Origin of the sequence: Streptomyces sp. NPDC047072 (assembly GCF_040643855.1) — a bacterium.
GTDB lineage: Bacteria > Actinomycetota > Actinomycetes > Streptomycetales > Streptomycetaceae > Streptomyces.
Genome location: NZ_JBEYVC010000031.1, coordinates 52,396 through 73,758, shown reverse-complemented (window position 1 = coordinate 73,758; position 21,363 = coordinate 52,396). Strand labels below are relative to the sequence as shown.

At 71.7% G+C, this 21,363-nt stretch carries 19 protein-coding genes; 12 read left to right on the top strand and 7 right to left on the bottom strand.

Annotated features, from left to right (window positions below; translation table 11 throughout):
- Positions 1-26 precede the first annotated feature (26 nt).
- The 5 genes from ABZ896_RS16590 (at position 27) to ABZ896_RS16570 (ending at position 7,753) form a co-directional block, all read left to right on the top strand.
- Entirely contained in the window at positions 27-869 is an 843-nt protein-coding gene (locus ABZ896_RS16590) for a serine hydrolase (RefSeq protein WP_360928459.1), read from the top strand.
- A 48-nt stretch (positions 870-917) separates the two neighbouring features.
- Positions 918-1,952 (top strand): esterase-like activity of phytase family protein, encoded by a 1,035-nt coding sequence (locus tag ABZ896_RS16585; protein ID WP_360928456.1) that lies wholly within the window; start codon positions 918-920, stop codon positions 1,950-1,952.
- Positions 1,953-2,054: 102 nt separating this feature from the next.
- Positions 2,055-5,759: an ABC transporter ATP-binding protein gene (locus ABZ896_RS16580; RefSeq protein WP_360928453.1), complete on the top strand. Its 3,705-nt coding sequence runs from the start codon at positions 2,055-2,057 to the stop codon at positions 5,757-5,759.
- Positions 5,760-5,835: 76 nt separating this feature from the next.
- Positions 5,836-6,222 (top strand): hypothetical protein, encoded by a 387-nt coding sequence (locus tag ABZ896_RS16575; protein WP_360928450.1) that lies wholly within the window; start codon positions 5,836-5,838, stop codon positions 6,220-6,222.
- A gap of 100 nt (positions 6,223-6,322) precedes the next feature.
- Positions 6,323-7,753, top strand: a complete 1,431-nt coding sequence (locus ABZ896_RS16570) for a S28 family serine protease (RefSeq protein WP_360928447.1) — start codon at positions 6,323-6,325, stop codon at positions 7,751-7,753.
- Positions 7,754-7,775: 22 nt separating this feature from the next.
- Here ABZ896_RS16570 and ABZ896_RS16565 read toward each other — a convergent pair whose 3' ends face one another.
- Together ABZ896_RS16565 and ABZ896_RS16560 are read right to left on the bottom strand one after the other, a co-directional pair.
- Positions 7,776-8,441, bottom strand: coding sequence for a hypothetical protein (locus ABZ896_RS16565; protein ID WP_360928445.1), 666 nt, complete (start codon positions 8,439-8,441; stop codon positions 7,776-7,778).
- Positions 8,442-8,554: 113 nt separating this feature from the next.
- Positions 8,555-10,330, bottom strand: a complete 1,776-nt coding sequence (locus ABZ896_RS16560; RefSeq protein WP_360928442.1) for a glycoside hydrolase family 3 protein — start codon at positions 10,328-10,330, stop codon at positions 8,555-8,557.
- 367 nt (positions 10,331-10,697) lie between these two features.
- Between ABZ896_RS16560 and ABZ896_RS16555 the strand changes: the two genes are divergently transcribed.
- The 5 genes from ABZ896_RS16555 (at position 10,698) to ABZ896_RS16535 (ending at position 14,188) form a co-directional block, all read left to right on the top strand.
- Complete coding sequence (locus ABZ896_RS16555; RefSeq protein ID WP_360928439.1) at positions 10,698-10,946, top strand: hypothetical protein; 249 nt, start codon at positions 10,698-10,700, stop codon at positions 10,944-10,946.
- A 126-nt stretch (positions 10,947-11,072) separates the two neighbouring features.
- Positions 11,073-12,329 (top strand): 3-phosphoshikimate 1-carboxyvinyltransferase, encoded by a 1,257-nt coding sequence (gene aroA / locus ABZ896_RS16550; RefSeq protein WP_360928436.1) that lies wholly within the window; start codon positions 11,073-11,075, stop codon positions 12,327-12,329.
- A 14-nt stretch (positions 12,330-12,343) separates the two neighbouring features.
- Complete coding sequence (locus tag ABZ896_RS16545) at positions 12,344-13,009, top strand: HAD-IA family hydrolase (RefSeq protein WP_360928433.1); 666 nt, start codon at positions 12,344-12,346, stop codon at positions 13,007-13,009.
- 32 nt (positions 13,010-13,041) lie between these two features.
- Positions 13,042-13,674, top strand: coding sequence for a GNAT family protein (locus ABZ896_RS16540; protein ID WP_360928430.1), 633 nt, complete (start codon positions 13,042-13,044; stop codon positions 13,672-13,674).
- A 16-nt stretch (positions 13,675-13,690) separates the two neighbouring features.
- Positions 13,691-14,188, top strand: a complete 498-nt coding sequence (locus ABZ896_RS16535) for a GNAT family N-acetyltransferase (protein ID WP_360928426.1) — start codon at positions 13,691-13,693, stop codon at positions 14,186-14,188.
- Here ABZ896_RS16535 and ABZ896_RS16530 read toward each other — a convergent pair.
- The 4 genes from ABZ896_RS16530 to ABZ896_RS16515 are packed head-to-tail and all read right to left on the bottom strand — an operon-like array spanning position 14,163 to position 17,878.
- On the bottom strand, positions 14,163-15,392 hold the full coding sequence (locus tag ABZ896_RS16530) for an ABC transporter permease (protein WP_360928423.1): 1,230 nt from the start codon (positions 15,390-15,392) through the stop codon (positions 14,163-14,165). The genes ABZ896_RS16535 and ABZ896_RS16530 overlap by 26 nt on opposite strands.
- Positions 15,389-16,072 (bottom strand): ABC transporter ATP-binding protein, encoded by a 684-nt coding sequence (locus tag ABZ896_RS16525; protein WP_360928479.1) that lies wholly within the window; start codon positions 16,070-16,072, stop codon positions 15,389-15,391. Before ABZ896_RS16525 ends, ABZ896_RS16530 begins: the two co-directional genes overlap by 4 nt.
- A 35-nt stretch (positions 16,073-16,107) precedes the next feature.
- Positions 16,108-17,343, bottom strand: a complete 1,236-nt coding sequence (locus ABZ896_RS16520; protein ID WP_360928420.1) for a hypothetical protein — start codon at positions 17,341-17,343, stop codon at positions 16,108-16,110.
- Positions 17,330-17,878, bottom strand: coding sequence for a hypothetical protein (locus ABZ896_RS16515; RefSeq protein ID WP_360928417.1), 549 nt, complete (start codon positions 17,876-17,878; stop codon positions 17,330-17,332). The genes ABZ896_RS16520 and ABZ896_RS16515 overlap by 14 nt, the downstream gene beginning before the upstream one ends.
- Positions 17,879-17,969: 91 nt before the next feature.
- Here ABZ896_RS16515 and ABZ896_RS16510 point away from each other — a divergent pair, with 91 nt between their 5' ends.
- Both ABZ896_RS16510 and ABZ896_RS16505 read left to right on the top strand, forming a co-directional pair.
- Complete coding sequence (locus tag ABZ896_RS16510; RefSeq protein WP_360928415.1) at positions 17,970-18,671, top strand: response regulator transcription factor; 702 nt, start codon at positions 17,970-17,972, stop codon at positions 18,669-18,671.
- Positions 18,661-20,439, top strand: coding sequence for a HAMP domain-containing sensor histidine kinase (locus ABZ896_RS16505; protein WP_360928412.1), 1,779 nt, complete (start codon positions 18,661-18,663; stop codon positions 20,437-20,439). The genes ABZ896_RS16510 and ABZ896_RS16505 overlap by 11 nt, the downstream gene beginning before the upstream one ends.
- Here the strand turns inward: ABZ896_RS16505 and ABZ896_RS16500 are convergent.
- Complete coding sequence (locus ABZ896_RS16500; protein WP_360928409.1) at positions 20,428-21,357, bottom strand: LysR family transcriptional regulator; 930 nt, start codon at positions 21,355-21,357, stop codon at positions 20,428-20,430. The genes ABZ896_RS16505 and ABZ896_RS16500 overlap by 12 nt on opposite strands.
- Positions 21,358-21,363: the final 6 nt, after the last annotated feature.

Below are 21,363 nucleotides of genomic sequence, written 5' to 3'. Positions count from 1 at the left end.
CCCCCCGGTCCGGGAGTCAACAGGGCATGACACGGGGGATATTCAGGCACACGAAATGGATCGCGGCCGGTGCGCTGGCCGCCTGCGTCGCCACCGCCACACCGGCCGTCGCGGCGAGCACACCGACCGTCAGCTGTACGTCCGCCAAGGCGGGCCTGGCCGACAAGCTCAAGCGGGACATCACGTCCGCCCTCTCGGGCCGCTCCGGCACCGTCGCCGTCGGCCTCTACGACCGTACGACGAAGACCACCTGCACGCTCCGCCCGTCCACGGCCTACGACTCGGCGAGCGTCGTCAAGGTGACCGTTCTCGCCACGCTGCTGTGGGACGCGAAGAAGCACAACCGGTATCTGACCGACCGCGAGGTCACCCTCACCAAGGCCATGATCACCAAGTCGGACAACGACGCGACCAGCGCGCTCTGGCGGCAGCTGGGCATGACGAAGATCAAGGGCTTCCTCGCCGCGGCCGGCATGACCCAGACCAGGCCGGGGGCGAACAACTACTGGGGTCTGACCCAGATCACCGTTACCGACGAGCAGAAGCTGCTCAAGCTGGTCACCGCGAAGAACACCGTCCTCAGCGACAACTCCCGCGCCTACACCCTGAAGCTGATGGGGCAGGTCGTCTCGTCGCAGCGCTGGGGCACACCGTACGGCCGTCCGTCCGGGGTCTCCTGGCACGTCAAGAACGGCTGGCTCCAGCGCTCGACCCACGGCTGGCGGGTGCACAGCGTCGGCACCTTCACCGGCGGCGGCCACGACTACATGATCACGGTCCTCACCCACGGCAACAGCACCATGAACTACGGCATCACCACGATCCAGGGCGTCGCCAAGGTCATCCACAGGGACCTCGCGGCAAGCTGACGCCTCCCGGACTCCCGCATGTCACCGACCCGCCCTACGGTGACGTCCATGCAGCTGAGAACCGTACTCGCGACCAGCACCGCGGCCCTGGCGGCGGCGACCTGCCTCACCGTGGCAGGACCCGCCGCCGCCTCGGCCCCGGCCCCGGTGAGCCACGCCTGCTCGCCGTCCGTCTCCCTCGACCGCTTCTCCGACGCGCTCGACAAGACGACGTACGACGGCACCTTCGTCGGGAACCTCTCCGCGCTCGCCGTGGACAGGGACGGCTCGCTCGCCGCCCTCTCCGACCGCTCCGCCCTCTTCGACCTGGACGCGAGGACGCTCGCGCCGAAGAAGGTCGTCCCGCTCGCCGACGAGAACGGCGCCGCGCTGGACTCCGAGGGCCTGGCGATCGACCGGGACGGCACGCGGCTGATCACGTCCGAGACGGAGCCGTCGATCCGCCGGTACAGCGTGGACGGGAAGATCCTCGACCGCCTTCCCGTTCCGGCCTCGCTCCAGGTCGCCCCGGCGGGCCGTGCGACGACGAACCAGACCTTCGAGGGCCTCACCCTCCTGAACGGCGGCCGCACCCTGCTCGCCTCCATGGAGTACGCGATCTCCGGCGACACGGCCGGCATCGTCCGCTTCCAGACCTGGACCCGGACCAAGAACAACCACTTCAAGCTCTCCGCCCAGTACGCCTACCGCACCGACGCCACCTTCCTCGGCGTCCCCGAGGTCCAGGCCCTCCCCGACGGCCGCCTCCTCGTCCTGGAACGCGGCTTCACCTCCGGCGTCGGCAACACGGTCCGCCTCTACCTGGCCGACCCCCGCCACGCCACGAACACGGCCGACATCGAGAACCTGACGGGCCAGGCGGACGTACACCTGATCAAGAAGACGTTGCTGACGGACATAGCGAGCTGCCCGACCCTGGGCGCGACAGCGAAGCAGCCCCAGCCGAACCCACTCCTCGACAACATTGAGGGCATGGTGATCACGGGCGCGAACAAGGGCCGCCTGAAGGTATTGCTGGTCAGCGACGACAACCAGAACGCGGCACAGACGACGCGGTTCTACTACCTGCGGGTCCGCGTCTGACCTCTCTTGTCGCAGAGGTTTGTTGCGGAGGGATGAAATCCCCTTCTTTCCGCGTTGGTGTCTTCCGGTAGATCGGACAGCTGGACAACCGGAGGGCACCGCGTGGATCCGCAACGGGGATGGGCACGACGACTGGCCGGGTACGCCTGGCGGTACCCCAAGGACGTCCTCCTCGCCCTCGGCTCCTCGCTCGGCGGTATGGCCGTGATGGCGGTCGTCCCCCTGATCACCAAGGTGATCATCGACGACGTCATCGGCGACCGCAGCCGCGACATGGCCCCCTGGGCCGGCGCCCTGATCGTCGCCGCCCTCCTCGTCTACGTCCTCACCTACGTCCGCCGGTACTACGGCGGCCGCCTCGCCCTCGACGTCCAGCACGACCTGCGCACGGAGATGTTCGGCACGATCACCCGCCTCGACGGCCGCCGCCAGGACGAGCTGTCCACGGGGCAGGTCGTGGGACGGGCCACCAGCGACCTCCAGCTGATCCAGGGCCTGCTCTTCATGCTGCCGATGACCATCGGCAACTTCGCCCTGTTCCTGATCTCCCTGGTCGTGATGGCCTGGCTGTCGATCCCGCTCACCCTGGTCGCCCTGGCCGTCGCCCCCGCCCTGTGGTGGATCGCCAAGCGCTCCCGCTCCAAGCTGCACCCCGCCACCTGGTACGCCCAGGCCCAGGCCGCCGCCGTCGCGGGCGTGGTCGACGGCGCCGTCAGCGGCGTCCGCGTGGTCAAGGGCTTCGGGCAGGAGGACCAGGAGACCGGAAAGCTCAGGGAGGTCGGCCGCAGGCTCTTCGCCGGACGCCTGCGCACGATCCGCTTCAACGCGAAGTACACCCCCGCCCTCCAGGCCGTCCCCGCCCTCGGCCAGGTCGCGATGCTCGCCCTCGGCGGCTGGCTCGCGGTCCGCGGTCACATCACGCTCGGCACCTTCGTCGCCTTCTCCACCTACCTCGCCCAGCTCGTCGGCCCGGTCCGGATGCTCGCCATGGTCCTCACGGTCGGCCAGCAGGCCCGCGCGGGCACCGAACGCGTCCTGGAACTGATCGACACCGAGCCGTCACTCACCCAAGGCACCAAGGAACTCCCCGCCGACGCCCCCGCCACCGTCGAGTTCGACGACGTCTCCTTCGGCTACGACGACCAGCGGCCCGTCCTAGAAGGGCTGAGCTTCGAGATCCGCCCGGGCGAGACCCTCGCGGTCGTCGGCTCCTCCGGCTCGGGCAAGTCCACGGTCTCGCTCCTGCTGCCGCGCTTCTACGACGTCACCCATGGCGCCGTCCTCATCGGCGGCCACGACGTCCGCGAGCTCACCCTCGACTCGCTCCGGGCCGCGATCGGCCTGGTCCCCGAGGACTCCTTCCTCTTCTCGGACACGGTCCGCAACAACATCGCCTACGGCCGTCCCGAGGCGACCCGGGAGCAGATCGAGGCGGCCGCCCGCGCCGCCCAGGCGGACCGTTTCATCGCCGAGCTGCCCGAGGGCTACGACACCACGGTCGGCGAGCACGGCCTCACCCTCTCCGGCGGCCAGCGCCAGCGCGTCGCTCTCGCCCGCGCGATCCTCACCGACCCGCGCCTGCTCGTCCTCGACGACGCCACCTCGGCTGTCGACGCCCAGGTCGAGCACGAGATCCACGAGGCGCTGAAGCAGGTCATGGAGGGCCGCACCACCCTCCTCATCGCCCACCGCCGCTCCACCCTGAACCTCGCCGACCGCATCGCCGTCCTCGACGGCGGCCGCCTCGCCGACCTCGGCACCCACGAGGAGCTCCAGGAGCGCTCGCCCCTCTACCGCCGCCTGCTCACCGACCCGGACGGTCTCGGCGCCGTCTCGCCCGGCCACGCCCAGCCCGTCTGCCCCCAGGAGGACACCTCCGTACGCGACGAGCTGGACGCCGAGTTCGACGCCGAGCGCGGGGTGACACCCCACCTGTGGACCGGCGACCGCGAGCCCAAGGACACCGCGCTCTCCGGCACCCCGGCCACCCCCGAACTCCTCGCCGAGGTCGAGGCGTTGCCCCCGGCGACCGACACCCCGGACATCGACGAGGCACGCGCGGTCACCCCCGAGGAGTCGTACGGCCTACGACGGCTGCTGCGCGGCTTCGGAGTGCCGCTGTCGATCAGCCTCGGCCTGGTCGCCGTGGACGCCGGTATGGGCCTGCTGCTGCCGGTGATGATCCGGCACGGCATCGACGAGGGCGTCACCCGCGCCGCGCTCGGCGCGGTCTGGGCCGCCTCGCTGCTCGCCCTGCTCAGCGTCCTCGTGCAGTGGGCCGCGCAGATCGGCGAGACCCGGATGACCGGACGCACCGGCGAGCGGGTCCTCTACAGCCTCCGGCTGAAGATCTTCTCCCAGCTCCAGCGGCTCGGACTCGACTACTACGAGCGGGAGTTGACCGGCCGGATCATGACCCGCATGACCACCGACGTGGACGCCCTCTCGACCTTCCTGCAGACCGGCCTGGTCACCGCGTTCGTCTCGGTCGTCACCTTCTTCGGCATCATGGTCGCCCTGCTGGTGATCGACCTCCAGCTGGCCCTCGTGGTCTTCGCGACCCTGCCCCCGCTGGTCGTCGCCACCTTCTTCTTCCGCCGGGCGAGCGTGAAGGCGTACGAACTCGCCCGCGAGCGCGTGTCGTTGGTCAACGCGGACCTCCAGGAGTCGGTGTCCGGGCTCAGGATCGTGCAGGCGTTCCGGCGCGAGGCCGACGGCGGCGCGCGTTTCGCCGAGCGCAGCGACAGCTACCGCAAGGCCCGCGTCCGGGGTCAGTGGCTGATCTCGATCTACTTCCCGTTCGTGCAGCTGCTGTCGTCGGTGGCCGCGGCCGCCGTCCTGATCTCGGGCGCGGGCCGTATCGAGGCCGCGACCCTCACCACCGGCGCCCTGGTCGCCTACCTGCTCTACATCGACCTGTTCTTCGCCCCCGTCCAGCAGCTCTCCCAGGTCTTCGACGGCTACCAGCAGGCGACCGTGTCGCTGGGCCGCATCCAGGAGCTGCTCCAGGAGCCGACGTCCACGAAGACGGCCGACGAACCGCTCGAAGTCCTGTCCCTGCGCGGCGAAGTCGCCTTCGAGGACGTGCACTTCGCGTACGGCGATGACGAAGAGGCCCTCAGCAGCGTCGACTTGCGCATCCCGGCCGGCCAGACCGTCGCCTTCGTCGGCGAGACCGGCGCCGGCAAGTCCACCCTCGTCAAACTGGTGGCCCGCTTCTACGACCCGACGAGCGGCCGGGTCACCGTCGACGGCACCGACCTCAGGGCGCTGGACCTCACCTCGTACCGGCACCGCCTCGGCGTCGTCCCGCAGGAGGCGTACCTCTTCCAGGGCACCGTCCGGGACGCCATCGCCTACGGCCGTCCCGACGCCACCGACGCCGAGGTCGAGGCGGCGGCCCGCGCGGTCGGCGCCCACGAGATGATCGCCACGCTCGACGGCGGCTACCTCCACGAGGTCGCCGAGCGCGGCCGCAACCTCTCGGCGGGCCAGCGCCAGCTGATCGCCCTGGCCCGCGCCGAGCTGGTCGACCCCGACATCCTGCTGCTCGACGAGGCCACGGCCGCGCTCGACCTGGCCACGGAGGCCCAGGTCAACCAGGCCACCGACCGCCTCGCGGGCCGCCGTACGACACTGGTCGTCGCGCACCGGCTCACCACCGCGGCCCGCGCCGACCGGGTCGTCCTGATGGCCCACGGCCGGGTCGCCGAGGACGGCACCCACGACGAACTCCTCGCGCGGGGCGGGCGTTACGCCGAGCTGTGGCGGACCTTCGTAGGGGAACCGGTCGAGGCGTCTCGCTGACGGTCGTGCAACCGTCCGACACACCTCGTGCGTCCGTACATCTGTACGCCCGAAGGCTGTGGGAGGGACGGCGACGGTGAAGAGTGCGGCGATACGACGGCTCGCGGCGGGGCTCGCCCTGCTCACCGTGTCGGGACTGCTCGCGGTCGCCTCGCCGGGGCAGGCGCAGGCGGCCACGAACTGCGCGGGGCGCAAGATCCGGACGTACCCCTTCGCCACCGGCAGCGTCGAGGTCTACAAGCGGCGCGGCTACCTCTGCGCCGTGACCCTCCCCAAGAACCCCGGCACCCCGCAGCACATGTCGGTGACCCTGACGGCGTACGGCCTGCGCCCGGTCGAGGACTCGGGCACCTTCAAGTACCGCGCGGGCCCGGTGACCGTCCACGCGGGCCAGCGCTGCGTGTGGGTCAAGGGCCGTGTGGGCCGCGCCGGTTACGACTCCGACGGCTACACCCTCTGCTGATTTCACAGGTTTCTCCTAGGGTTTTCCCCACTTCCCCTGGTGCTCGGGCGAGTTGCTCCGCTAGCTTCCGGCGCACATCTGTACTCACAGGGGAGGGTGCATGCGCAGGGCGCTCAGATGGCTTCTCGCACTGGCGGTGCTCATAGGCACGGTCAGTACGGCTGGCGCGGCCACCGCCGCCGAGCCGGGGGCCACCGGCACCACGGACATCAAGGAACGGCTGCTCTCCATACCGGGGATGAGCCTGATCGAGGAGAAGCCGTACACCGGTTACCGCTTCTTCGTGCTCAACTACACCCAGCCGGTCGACCACCGGCACCCGTCCAAGGGCACGTTCCAGCAGCGGATCACCGTGCTGCACAAGGACGTCGCCCGGCCGACGGTCTTCTACACCGGCGGCTACAACGTCTCCACGACACCGAGCCGCCGTGAACCCACCCAGATCGTGGACGGCAACCAGGTCTCCATGGAGTACCGCTACTTCACGCCGTCCCGGCCCGAGCCGGCCGACTGGAGCAAGCTGGACATCTGGCAGGCGGCCAGTGACCAGCACCGGATCTTCAAGGCGCTGAAGAAGATCTACTCCGAGAACTGGATCGCCACGGGTGGTTCGAAGGGCGGTATGACCGCCACCTACTACGAGCGCTTCTACCCGCACGACATGGACGGCGTCGTCGCCTACGTCGCCCCCAACGACGTGGTGAACGACGAGGACTCGGCCTACGACCGCTTCTTCGCGGGCGTCGGCACCAAGGAGTGCCGCGACCGGCTGAACGCCGTACAGCGCGAGGCGCTGGTGCGCCGGGAGCCGCTGGAGAAGAAGTACGCGCAGTACGCGGCCGCCGAGGGCTTCACGTTCGACACCGTGGGCAGCCTGGACAAGGCGTACGAGGCCGTCGTACTGGACTACGTCTGGGGCTTCTGGCAGTACAACCTGCTGGCCAACTGCGGTGACGACGAGCTGATCCCGCCGAACGCGAAGACCGCGACCGACGACCAGATCTGGAACTCGGTCGACACGATCTCCGGCTTCTCGTTCTACACGGACCAGGGACTCGAGCCGTACACGCCGTACTTCTACCAGGCGGCCACCCAACTCGGCGCGCCGGACATCCACTTCCCGCACATCGAGAAGAAGTACATCCGCTACGGCTACCAGCCGCCGCGCAACTTCGTGCCGCGCGAGATCCCGACGAAGTTCCAGCCGTACGCGATGCGCGACGTCGACAACTGGATCCGGCACAACGCCCGGCACATGCTCTACGTCTACGGTCAGAACGACCCGTGGGGCTCGGAGCGGTTCCGGGTCGACAAGGGCGCGAAGGACGCGTACGTCCTCACGGCCCCCGGCATGAACCACGGGGCGAACGTCGCCGGTCTGGTCGCCGACCAGAAGGCGTTCGCCACGGCACGGATCCTCGCCTGGGCGGGGGTCTCCGCCACGGCCGTCGCCGAGGCGAAGCCGCTCGCCACGTACGACAGGAAGCTGGACGTGCGCGACGTGGAGCGCGAGCCCACGCTGCGTCCGTAACTCGCTCACCGCGCCCGGTCGTTCACAGCGGCCGGGCGCACCCCACCGGGTCCGTTCCGCCGAGCTGGACGTACAGGGCCGTCGACAGCGGGCACTGGGCGCGCCGGTCGACCGCCTTCGTCACCTCGAACTCCGGTTTCTTCGCGCCCTTTCCGTCGCACGCCGTCTCGCGGACCTGCCCGCTGCCCGAGCTGTAGACGCAGTCGCCGACGATGGTGCGCGGCCCGCCCCCGCCGCCCGGGTCGCCGGGGTGCGGCGGCTCCAGGTTGCGCATACAGGCGTACCCCTGCGGGATCGCCCCGTCGCCGTCCTCGTCGGAGACCTGGTTCTGCGCGCTGATGTGCAGCACGAAGTCGGTGGTCGCGGGACACGGCGGACCGCTCGTCACCGTGCCGTCGTGCCGGGCCACCACCCGCGCCGCCGCCCGCTCGCTGGTGCACGGCACCTCGGTGAAGCTGGTCGTCCCGAAGGAGCTGCACTCGTCGACGGCGAGGAACACCGCGCCGAAGCCGGAGGTCCGGGTCGCGGACGGCGACGGCGAGACCACCGAGCCGACCTGCCCGCCCTCCTTGCCGGCGGAGCCGCCACCGCCGTCACTGCCGGCCGCCGATCCCGTGCACCCCGTCAGCAGGGCGACGAGCAGCGCCAGCAGGCCGGACACCACCCCCACGGAAGACTTGTCGCGCATCGCATTCCCCCCGGACTTCCCCCGACCAGCGTGACCCCCGGCAGGGGGCCACGCCAGACGTATGGGGTGCTTTGCGTCTTTCGGGGGTGGTGCGCCGGGTGGCCTGCGTACGGCTAGTACGTCAGCCCGTGGCCGACCGGGTACAGCACCTTGGCCGGGTCGTCCGCGCTCGGCACCGGCACCGGCAGCGTCCCGCGCGGCCGTACCTTCCCGGCGATCACCCGGGCGGCCGCCCGCAGTTCGACGTCGGTCCAGGAGTAGGTCGCCAAGTATGCCGGTACGGAGGGCAGTTGGGCCACGTCGTACGGGTTGCGGATCGCCACCGCCACCACCGGCTGCCCGGTCGCCACGAGTTGCTCGACCAGGGTCTTCTGCGCGGCCGTGAGGTTGTACGTCCCCACGACCACCGCGTCCGCGTCCGCCGCCGTGGCGACGGCCCGGGCGATCACGGCCGCCGAGGGGGCCGTACCCGTGGACAGGGCGGTGGCGGTGAAGCCCAGCTCGGTGAGAGCGGCGGCCAGGACTCCGGTGGGCGGGCCCGTCGTACCGGACGGGGAGGCCGGATCGGCGCCCACGACCAGTAGCTTGGCGTGCTCGCGCGGGGACAGCGGAAGCGTGTGGTCGCGGTTGACCAGCAGGGTCGTGGTCCGCTCGGCGATCCGGTCGGCCGCCGCGAGGTGGGCCCGGGTGCCGACCGTGCGGGTGACCCCGCCCCGACTGACGTACGGCTGCTCGAACAGCCGTAGCCTCGCCTTCAGCCGCAGGATCCGCAGGATCGACGCGTCGAGCCGCGCCTCGGTCAACTCCCCTTCCTGTACGGCCTTCAGGACCGCGTTCCACGCCACGTCCAGGGAGGGCGGGTTGAGGAGCTGGTCGACGCCGGCCTTGAGGGCGAGGACGGGGACGCGGTCGTCGCCGTACTTCTCCCGGACGCCCGCCATGCCGAGCGAGTCGGTCACCACGACCCCGTCGTAGCCGAGTTCGCCGCGCAGGATGCCGGTGAGGATCGGGTGCGAGAGGGTGGCCGGGTCGCCGGAGGGGTCGAGGGCCGGGAACTGGATGTGCGCCGTCATGATCGAGTCGATGCCCGCGCGGATCGCGGCCCGGAACGGCACCGCGTCCAGCCGCTCCCACAGCTCCCGGCTGTGCGTGATGACCGGGAAGCCGTAGTGGCTGTCGACGGCGGTGTCGCCGTGGCCGGGGAAGTGCTTGGCGGTCGCGGCGACGGCCCTTTGGTAGCCGGTGACTTCGGCGGCGACGAGGGCGGCGACCGCTTGAGGCTCGGAGCCGAAGGAGCGTACGCCGATGACCGGGTTGGCCGGGTTGACGTTCACGTCGGCGACGGGGGAGTAGTTCTGCCGGATGCCGATCGCCTTCAGCTCCTGTCCGGCGATCCGGCCGAGCGTGCGGGCGTCCTGTGCCGAACCGCCCGCGCCGACGGCCATCGCGCCCGGGAAGAGGGTCGCGGGCTCGCCGACCCGGCACACGATCCCGTGCTCCTGGTCGGTGGAGATGAGGACGGGCAGGCCGCGGGGTTGTTTCAGCGAGGCCGCCTGGATGCCGTTGGAGAGGTCCGCGATCTGGTGCGGGTCGCGGGTGTTGTGCGCCCAGGTGAAGTAGATGATCCCGCCGACCCGGTACCGCTCGATCAGCTCGGCGGCCGAACGGACGCCGATCTCCTGGAGGTTGAGGTCGATGTCGGCCTGGTCGGGGGCGGTGGCGGAGTGGCCGTAGACCCGCATCACGAAGAGCTGGCCGACCTTCTCGGGCAGCGTCATACGGGCGATCAGGGAGCGGAGCTTCTTGTCGTCCGCGTAGGCGGTCCCGCCCACGGCGAGTGCGGCGGTGACCCCTGCCGTGGCGGCCAGGACGGTACGTCTGGAGGGCACGTGCGCTCCTTCCGGAGGTGATCCGTTGAAGGAAACTTCCGAGAAGTCACCAATAACCGGGAAGTTTCCGCCAGTCAAGGGAGTGCACGGTAACCAAGGAGGGGCCGCCATCGGCGCTGTTGGAGGGGGGCGCGCCGATGACGGCCTGCTGCCGGCCGCAGTACGGAGGAGAGGGTTGGTCAGCGATCGCAGCCAGCAGCGAGGCCGACGCCGCACCACGGTGACTCTCCGGCAGCTTGCGGATTGGACGACCGGGAAGGGGGCGGGGTTCCCGGCTCCGGCCCGATTTCCGGAAGTTGGTGGGGGTGGGGCCAACGGGGCGGTTGGGCCTCGGTGCCGGGCCGGATCCGAGGCGTAGGGTCGCCGTATGGGTCAGTTGCCGCCGCTCCTGTTCGTCCTCGCCGGGATCGCCGTCGTGCTGGGCCTGTTCGTCGCGCTGGCCCGGCGGATCCGGCGCCGGGGTACGGGCGGCGGGGCCCTGCGCGGGGCGCTGGCCGCGTACGACGAGGCGTTCCACGGGACGGCGGCGGACGCGTACCAGGAGATCCGGGTGCAGACGGACCGGCGGGGGCCGCTGCCGGACGACCGGAATCGCTGGCGGCCCCGAGACCGGTAGGCGTCGCCGCATCCGGAGCGGGTGAGCGCGCCGCACTGGCGTGCGAGCCCTGGTGGTGCCGTGTGACCCGGTCCACCCCGTGGACGCCCTCGCGCCGGAGGTGCTGCCCCGGCGATCATGAGGGGCATGCCCGTCGACATCCCCGCCCCGCGGTCCCTCTCCCTTCCCGGCTCGAAGTCCATCACCGCGCGCGCCCTCTTCCTGGCCGCCGCGGCCGACGGCGTCACCACCCTCGTACGGCCCCTGCGGTCGGACGACACGGAGGGCTTCGCCGAGGGACTGACGCGGCTCGGCTACCGCGTCGGCCGTACCCCCGACACCTGGCAGGTGGACGGCCGCCCGCAGGGCCCCGCGGCGGCGGAGGCCGACGTCTACTGCCGGGACGGCGCGACCACCGCCCGCTTCCTGCCCACCCTCGCCGCGGCCGGCCACGGCACGTACCGCTTCGACGCGTCCCCGCAGATGCGCCGCCGCCCCCTCGCCCCGCTGTCCCGCGCCCTGCGCGACCTCGGCGTGGACCTGCGGCACGAGGAGGCGGAGGGCCACCACCCGCTCACCGTCCGCGCGGCCGGCGTCGAGGGCGGGGAGGTCGTCCTGGACGCGGGCCAGTCCTCGCAGTACCTCACCGCGCTGCTGCTCCTCGGCCCGCTGACCCGCCGCGGGCTGCGGATCCGCGTCACGGACCTGGTCTCGGTGCCGTACGTCGAGATCACCATCGCGATGATGCGGGCGTTCGGCGTGGAGGTCACGAGGGAGGGCGACACGTACGTCGTCCCGCCGGGCGGCTACCGCGCCACGACGTACGCGATCGAGCCGGACGCCTCCACGGCGAGCTACTTCTTCGCGACGGCGGCGGTGACCCCGGGCGCCGAGGTCACGATCCCGGGTCTCGGCTCGGGCGCCCTCCAGGGCGACCTCGGCTTCGTGGACGTCCTGCGCCGGATGGGCGCGGAGGTCTCGGTCCGCGAGGACGGCACGACGGTCCGCGGCACGGGAACGCTGCGCGGCCTGACCGTGAACATGCGCGACATCTCCGACACCATGCCGACCCTCGCCGCGATCGCCCCCTTCGCCGACGGCCCGGTCCGTATCGAGGACGTGGCGAACACCCGGGTGAAGGAGTGCGACCGCCTGGAGGCCTGCGCGCAGAACCTGCGGCGCCTGGGCGCGGAGGTCGAGACCGGCCCGGACTGGATCGAGATCCGCCCGACGCCAACTCCCCTCACCGGTACGGAGATCGAGACCCACGGCGATCACCGCATCGTGATGTCGTTCGCGGTGACCGGACTGCGGGTAGCAGATATTTCGTTCGACGACCCGGGATGCGTACGGAAGACTTTCCCGGGTTTCCACGAGGCGTTCGCGGAGTTCACGCGGGGTTGAGGAGCGGGCTGGGGATGACCGGCGAACTGCGGGCGGTGCTCTTCGACTCGGGCGGTGTGCTGATACGGCCGGTCGGGGGCCGCTGGAACCCCCGGCCCGACTTCGAGGAGACGGTCCTCCGGTACGACCCCACGGTCACCCCGGAGCGGTTCGCGCGGGCGATCGCGGCGGGGGAGGAGTACTTCGCCGGTTCGGCCGCGCCCCCCGAACGGGACGAGTACCACCGGGTGTTGCTGAACCACCTGGCCGTGCCGTCGACCCCGGGCCTCGTCGCCGACCTGCGCCTGGAGGTGCCGGCCGCGTCGGTGGTGGAACTCTTCCCCGACGTCGTCGGCACCCTGGAGGAGCTGGCTCGCCGGGGTGTACGGATGGCGGTCGTCTCCGACGCGTGGCCGGAACTGCCTTCCCTGCACGCCGAGTTGGGGATCGCGGACCACTTCGAGGCGTACGCGATCTCGGCGGTCCTGGGCTGTGTCAAACCGGACCCGCGGATGTACCGGCACGCGAGCGAGGCGCTGGGGTTACCGCCAGAGGAGTGCGTGTTCGTGGACGACGACCCGGAGTTGGTGGAGGCGGCGGTCGAACTCGGCTATGAGGGCCGGGTGTTGACCCGAGAGCCGACGGCTCTCCGGGGCAGCGGTGTGATCTCCGGGCTGTCCGAACTCCTGGACCTGTTCTGACTGTTGCGTGCGAAGTCGAAGGGGGACGCCGCGTGGGTTACGTGCTGCGGGGGCCGTTGCTGGAGGGGGCGCTGGTGCGTCTGGAGCCGCTGGGGCACCGGCACGCGGCGGATCTGGCGGTGGCGGCGGAGGAGCGGCGGGAGACGTACGCGTACACCTGGGTGCCGAGGGCCGACGAGGTCGGCGGATACGTCGACGCGCAGCTCGCCCGGGCGGCGACGGGACGGCTCGCGCCGTACGCGCAGGTGTCGGTGGCGACGGGGCGGGCGGTGGGCGCGACGGCGTACTGGGAACCGCGGTGCCGGCGCTCGGAGGAGCGGCTCGACGCGGTCGAGGTCGGCTTCACCTGGCTCGGGGCCTCGGCCCAGGGCACGGGCATCAACGCCGAGTCCAAACTCCTCCTCTTCCGCCACGCCTTCGAGACCTGGCACGTCTCCCGCGTCGACCTCAAGACGGACGCCCGCAACACCCGCTCCCGCGCCGCGATCCAGACCACCGGCGCCCACTTCGAGGGCATCCTGCGCAACTGGTCCCGCTCCTGGGCCCCGGGCGAGAACGACCGCCTGCGCGACTCGGCGATCTTCTCCGTGACGGCGGAGGAATGGCCGGAGTGCCGAAGGCGGTTGGAGGAGCGGGTGGCGGGGTTCGTGAACCGTCGAGGGTGAAGTGCGGAGGACCGGCGTGCTGTTGCGGGATGTCGTGGTGGGGGACGTGGACGCGTATGTGCGGATGCGGTGTGATCCCGTGATGATGGGTGGGCTCGGGGGGCCGTTGCCCCGCGAGGGGATGGCCGACAAGGTGCGGCGAGACGCCGAGGAGGCGGCCGCCGGTACCGCGTTGAGCAAGATGATCGTCGTAGGGGCCGGCCCCGACGGCGAGGTGGCCGGACACGTCACCGTCTGGGCGCATGAGGGTGTTTCCGAGATCGGATGGATGGTGCTGCCGGAGTTCCAGGGCCGGGGACTCGGCAAGCGTGCCGTCCGCGCGCTGCTCGAACTGGCGTGGGACGAGGGCCGTTGGGGGGAGATCCATGCCTTTCCGGCCGTCGGCAACGGGCCCTCCAACGGCATCTGCTGTTCCCTCGGCTTCCGGCACGTTGGCGAGATCGACATGCCGTTCGCCGACCGCGTCCTGCGCAGCAACCACTGGACGATCACGCCGTCGCCAGCGCCTCCGTAGGTGTCAGCCGGGCCGCGCGGATGGACGGGTAGACGCCGGCCAGCATGCCGATCAGGATCGCGCCGCCGAAGCCGGCGGTCACCGAGGTTAGGGGGATTACCGGTGGCCAGTGCTGGTGGGTGGCGTAGGCGATCGTCGCGAGGGTGCCCAGGACCGTTCCGGCCAGTCCGCCGAGCGCCGACAGGACGACCGACTCGGTGAGGAACTGGGCGCGTATCTGGCCCCGGTTGGCGCCCAGCGCGCGCCGCAGGCCGATCTCCCGGCGGCGTTCGAGGACGGAGATGACCATGGTGTTGGCCACTCCGATACCGCCGACCAGCAAAGCGACTCCGGCGAGCCCCAGGAACAGCGCGGAGAACGTGGACTCCGTGGCCCGCTTCGCCGCCAGCGCGTCGGACGGGCGGCTGACCTGCACCACACCGGGCAGTTCGGGGTTGATGGTCCGGGGCAGCACGTCCCGTACCGCCTCGATCCGCGACTCCTTCGCCTTGAGGTAGATCACGGTCGGATGGCCGTCGAACTTCAGCAGCGTGCGCGCCGCGTCCCACCCGACCAGCACCGAGCGGTCGATGTCCGGCGACAGCGGGGTCTTCTCCAGGACCCCGATGACCGTGAACCACTGCTGGTCGATGTAGATCTGCGGGGTGCTCTGCCCGGGCGTGATCCTCGGGACGCCGAGCCGGGAGGCGGCGACCGAACCGAGCACGGCCGTCGGGAACCGCTCCGTGTTCGCGCCGAGGAACCGGCCCGATCCCACCTCGGCGTTGATCGTCCGCAGCAGGTCGGTCCTGCTCGCCAGAACGGTCAGCCCCGTGTAGTCGGCCTCGCCCTGACGGTCGTTGCGCAGCACCTCGGCATGGGTGTTGGCGACCGCGCTGGCCGCCGTGACCGGCCCGATCCGGCGGGTCATGTCCACCGACTCCGGGGGCAGCAGCACCGGCGGGTCCTGGTGGGCGGGCACCGCCTGGAGCATGTTGGTGCCCAGCGCGGACAGCTCCCTCATCAGCGCCTTCTGGCTGGACGCCGGGATCCCGGTGACGACGATCAGGGTGGCGATGCCGATCGAGATGCCGAGCGCGGACAGGGCGGCGCGCATCTTGCGGGTCCGCACGCCCAGCATCCCGAGGCCGAGGATGTCCAGCGGCGCCAGCCGCACCGGCCTGGCGGCGCCCCGGGCGGCCGACCTGGTGGAGGTGGTGGTCATGACCAACTTTCCGTACGGGCGGGCGGGCCGGCGTATGCGTCGGTGCGGGTGTCGGAGCGCAGTCGGCCGTCGCGGATCTCCACCCGCCGGGGCAACTGGGCCGCGATGTCCCGGTCGTGGGTGATGACCGCGATGGTGGTCCCCTCGTGGTTCAGCGTGGTCAGCAGATCCAGTACGGCCACGCCGTTGGCGGTGTCCAGCGCGCCCGTGGGCTCGTCCGCGAGCACCAGGACCGGCCGGTTGACGAGCGCGCGGGCGATCGCCACCCGCTGGCGCTCACCACCGGAGAGTTGCTGCGGCAGATGCCGGGCCCGGCGGGCGAGCCCCACCCGGTCCAGCGCTTCCAGGGCCAGCGCGCGGCGCCTGCCGCGCGGGACACCGGCGTACAGCAGGCCGGTCGCGACGTTCTCGGCGGCGGTCAGCCCGTCGGTGAGGTGGAACTGCTGGAACACGAAGCCGAGTTGGCGGCCCCGCAGCGCCGAGAGCCGGCGGTCGGAGAGGTGCGCGACGTCCTGGCCGCCGATCTCCACGGTGCCGCTCGTCGGCCGGTCCAGCGTGCCCATGATGTTCAGCAGGGTCGACTTGCCGGACCCCGACGGGCCGACGATACCGAGCAGTTCGCCCCGCTCGACGACGAGCGAGACGTCGTCGAGCGCCGTGACCCCGCCGGGGTACACCATGCTCGCGCCGCGCACCGCGAGAACCGGGGGCGCGCTCACGAGGTCGTCACCACCTTGGTCCCGGCGTCGATGCCCGTGCCGCTGATCTCCACCAGGCCCTTGGAGAACATCCCGGTCCTCACCGCCACCAGCCGGCCGCCCGGCAACTGCACCGCGTAACCGCCCTCGCGCAGCGCCATCAGGGCGCCGACCGGCACGGTGAGCACGTTCTTGCGGGTCTCCGACGTGAAACTCACCCGCACGGGCGCGGAGTTGAGCCCGCGCACCGCCCCGGTGTCGCGCAGGGAGACGGCGACCGTCAACCGGGGCTGCCCGGAGGTGTCGTCCCCGCTCGACGCGTCGCTGACGCGGACGGCCGCACCGATGGAGGCGATGGTGCCCTTGGCCGTGGAGTCGTCGGGCAGGCTCACCGTCACCGTGTCGCCGCGCCGCATCGAGCCCGCCGCGTCCGGATCCACCGGCACGGTCACCGACTTGGTGGTGGACGTGACCGTCATCAGGGCTCCGTCAGCCGGGTCGGCGAGCTGCGCCTGGACCCCTTCGACCCGTACGGCCCCGGGAAGCACCGTGAGATCGCCGACCCCCAGCGAGCCGGTGGACGGCATCCCGGCCGCGGTCTGCCACCGCTTGACGGCGGCGACGAGACTCGCGGTCAGCACACCGTCACCGCGCTTGACCTGGACGGGGGTGGCGGAGGTGACGGGTGCGGAGGGCGGGGCACTCGACACGGGCGCGCCCGAAGCCGTACCGGAACCCGTACCTGAAGTGCCCGAGGCCGTGTCCGACGCCCCCGACCCGCTCGTGCCCGCCTGCGGAGTCACCCACGTCCCCACCGCCGGCTGCACGCCGATGTCGTACCCGAGTTCCCTGAGGTTGTCGGCGACGGTACGCACGTCGGGGCCGGTCGTGTTCCTGGCCGACAGCGTCCGGTACAGCGGTGTGCCGCCGTAGAAGACCGGCACCGGCACGTTGTCCACCCGGTACAGCGGCTCGCCGCGCTTCACCGTGGTCCCCGTCGCGGGCAGCCAGGTGATCAGGCCGGACTTGCCGCCCTTCACCGTGGTCGCCCGGCCGTAGCCGAGGGTCCCGTCCAGCGTCTGGGCGTTGGAGAGGTCGCCGCGGGTCACGACGGCGGTCGCGGTCCGGACGGCGTCGCCCTTCGCGGTGTCCGCCTTCCCGCCGTCGTTCTGCCAGGCGGTCACGGTGAAGGCGCTCGCCACGACGACCGCCGACGCCACCACCCCGATGACCAACCGTCTACTTGTCTCCACCGAACGCCTTCACCTGGCACTGGAGTTCGTACTCGTCGTAGTGGGGGCGGTTCATCTCGTCCCCGGTCTCCAGGGCCCAATTGCCTTGGTAGACCAGGGCCTTGATGCCGTGCCCCTTCATGCACTTGACCATCTCGCGTACGTCGTCGCTGTAGTCCGGGTTCTTCGACGGGTCCAGCTCCGGCGGGTTGAGCGGCTCCTTCCCCTTGCAGGCCAGCACCGAGGGGTCGTTGGGCTTGCGCTTGTACTTCTCCTGCGCCCCGTGCTCCTTCAGACAGGCCTCCCAGGCCTGGTACATCCGGTCGACTTCCTCGTTGGTGCTGTCCAGCCGGATCTGCGGACGGCCCGCGTCGGGATCGGCGCTCGCGCTCGCCGAACCGCCGTCCGCCGCCGGTGTGGTGAGCGAGGCGACCTCGCCGTCGCTGCCCTTGCCCGCGTCGTCGTTCCCGCCGACGCCTCCGCAGGCGGTCAGAAGGAGCAGGCCTGCCGTGCCGACGGCGGTGGCGACCGCGGTTCGATGGAAGAGGTTCAACATGCCGCAGACCATGGCCCGAAGTTATGACGATCCTGTCAGGACGCGGTCAGAAACCCGTCTGACCTGATCGCCGCGTGCCTACGCTGACCCCATGAACGCCCGTGTCCTCGTGGCCGAGGACGACCCCAAACAGGCCGAGGTGATCCGCCGTTACCTGGAGAGCGAGGGCCACACCGCCCTGCTCGTCCACGACGGGCGCGCCGCGCTGGAAGAGGTGCGCCGCCACCGGCCCGACCTGCTGGTCCTCGACGTGATGATGCCGGTCGTCGACGGTCTGGACGTGTGCCGCGTCCTGCGCCGCGAGAGCGACCTGCCGGTGCTGATGCTGACCGCCCGCAGCACCGAGGAGGACCTGCTGCTCGGCCTGGACCTCGGCGCGGACGACTACCTCACCAAGCCCTACAGCCCCCGCGAGCTGATGGCCCGCATCCGTACCCTGCTACGGCGGACTCGGGCGTCCGGCGCGGCTCAGGAGGACCCCGTGCTGCGGGTCGGCGCCCTCGCCGTCGACCCGGTGCGCCGTACGGTCGAGATCGAGGGTCGGCAAGTGGCCTGCACACCGGGTGAGTTCGACGTCCTCGCGGCCATGGCGGCCGAGCCCGAACGGGTCTTCACCCGGCGCCAGTTGCTGGCGAGCACGCGCGGGGACGACCGCTACATCACCGAGCGCACCATCGACGTGCACGTCCTGAACCTCCGCAAGAAGATCGAGCGCGTCCCGCGCCGGCCGGCCTATCTCCAGACGGTGTTCGGCGTCGGCTACCGCCTCACCGACGGCAGCCGTGGCCACTGAGAAGCGGGCGCGCCTGCACGGCAGGCTGCCCCTGCGCCGCAGCCTGCTGGTCCGGCTGCTGGCCGCGTCGATCACCATCGCCGTCTGCTCGGTCGCCGCCACCGCCTGGCTCGCCGCGCGTACCGCCACCAGCGCCATCCAGCAGGAGCAGGGCCAGGTCCTCGCCGACGACGCCCAGATCTACGACACGCTCATCGGCTACGCGGCCGACCACACCGACTGGTCCGCGGTGGCGCCCACCCTGAAGCGGCTGGCCGAACGGACCGGCCGGCACATCACGCTGACCACCCAGGACCGCCGGTCCGTCGCCGCGTCCGGCACGGTGTCCCAGGCGCTCCCCGCCCGGGCCTCGGCGCTCGTCGACCCGCTGCGGGCCGACCCGGCGCTGCTGCCCGGCGTCCAGGCCGACGGCATCGACCCGCGCGCGGTCGGCCCGTACCGGCTGTCGGCCACCGAACGGGGGCAACTGCGCCAGGTCGCACGGAAGTTGCAGACCTGTCTGCGCGGCGCCGGATTCGCCGCCGGAGTCGTCGACGGGGCGAGCGGCAGGCCCTCCCTCGTCATGACCGGCGACAGCAGCGTCCAGCGGAAGGTCGGCGAGGTGTGCGGCGTGTACCAACTCGACGCTCCCACCAAGACCGAGAAGCGGGCGCTCGGCCGGCTCAACACCCTGGTCGGCGGCTGCGTGAGACGCCAGCGGCTGGACCCCGTCGAGATCGGCCTCGGATTCGTCCCCACCAGGAGCGTCGACGAGCCCGTGCAGCGGTGCGTCGACACCGCCCGCCGCGAGCAGCTCGCCCCCTACGTCGCCCCTCCCGCGCTGCTGTTCGTCGCGACCCCGGCGGGAGCGGCAGAGCCGGGCTTCCACCTCTCCTCGGCCAACAAGGGCCGGATCGCGGGCGTCGCCGCGCTCGTCCTGGTCCTGACCGTGGCCGTCACCGTCACCGTCGGCACCCGGCTGGTCAGACCGCTGCGGGCGCTCACCGACGCGGCCCGCCGCCCGGCCCAGCAGCAGCTGCGGGTACCGGTGACCAGCAACGACGAGATCGGCCATCTGGCCGCCGCCTTCAACGACCTGGCGGAGCGCCGCGAGCGCGTGGAGGTCCAGCGCAAGGCGATGGTCAGCGATGTCGCCCACGAACTGCGCACCCCGCTCAGCACGATCCGCGGCTGGCTGGAGGCCGCCCAGGACGGACTGGCCGTCTCCGACGAGGCGTTCGTCGCCTCCCTGCTGGAGGAGGCCCTGCTGCTCCAGCACATCGTCGACGACCTCCAGCACCTGGCCCAGGCCGACGCGGGCCGGTTCCGCCTGCACCCGGAACCCCTCGACCTGCGCGAACTCCTCGGCCATGTGGCGGCGGCCCACCGCGGCCGGGCCGACACCGCCGGCGTCACCCTCGTCACCCGTATCGAGGACACCCCGACCCTCCTCGCCGACCCCGCGCGCCTGCGCCAGACCGTCGGCAACCTGCTGTCCAACGCGATCCGCCACACACCCCCGGGCGGCACCGTCACGCTGCGCTGCCGCACGGCCGGCGACGAGATCGTGATCGAGGTCGCCGACACCGGCACCGGGATCGCCGCCGACGACCTGCCCCGCGTCTTCGACCGCTTCTGGCGCGCCGACAGGTCCCGCAGCCGCCAGACCGGCGGCAGCGGCCTGGGCCTGGCGATCGTCCGCCAGCTCACCGAGGCCCACGGCGGCACGGTCGCGGTGACCAGCACCCCGGACACGGAGACGGTCTTCACCGTGCGCCTACGGATGTGAGCAGGCGCGCAGCTCCTCCAGCACCGTCGCCAGCACCGCGTCCTTCTCGGCCCCCTTCCGCACGGCCGCGAAGACGTGCCGGGACGGCGGCTCGCCCTCGGTGGTGAGCAGGGCCAGCCGGCGGCCGGCGTACACCGGGCGGACCAGCCGGGGGAGCAGGGCGACGCCCTGCCCCGCCTCCACCAGCGCGGCCACCGCCGCCCAGTCGTCGACCGCGTGCCGGATGTCCGGGGTGAACCCGGCCGCCGCGCACACCGAGCGGGCCACCGCGCCGACGCAACTGCGTGGGTCCCCCACGATCCAGGACTCGTACGCCAGTTCCCGCAGCGCGATCCGGCCGCGTCCGGCGAGCCGGTGACCGGCCGGGACGGCGATGTCCATGACGTCGGTCAGCAGCTCGGTGCGGCTGTAGCGGGGGTCGGTGCGCGGCGGTGCCGACGCGAAGTCCACCGCGACCGCCACGTCCACCTGGCCGCCGTCGAGCGCGGTGAACAGGTCCGGCGGCGCCGACTCGACGACGTCGACGCGGACCCGGGGCAGCCGCTCGGACAGAGCCGTCAGCACGTCCGGCAGCAGGCCGAGGATCCCGCTCGACAGACACCCGATCGTCACCGCGCCCCGGCCGCCGCCCTCGCCGTACGCCGCCAAGTCGGCCCGCGCCCGCTCCAGTTGGGCCGCGATCAGATCGGCGTGCGCCAGCAGCACCCGGGCCTGCCCGGTCAGCCGTACGCCCCGCCCGTCCTTCTCCGTCAGCGGTATGCCCGCCTCCCGGGCCAGCGCGGCGATCTGCTGGGAGACCGCCGAGGGCGTGAGATGGAGCGCCTCGGCGGTGCGCGCCAGACTGCCCCGGCGCTGGAGTTCCCGCAGGACGGCCAGCCGGCGCAGATCGACCGTGAAGGGCGTGCTTATCTGTTCCACCAGGAA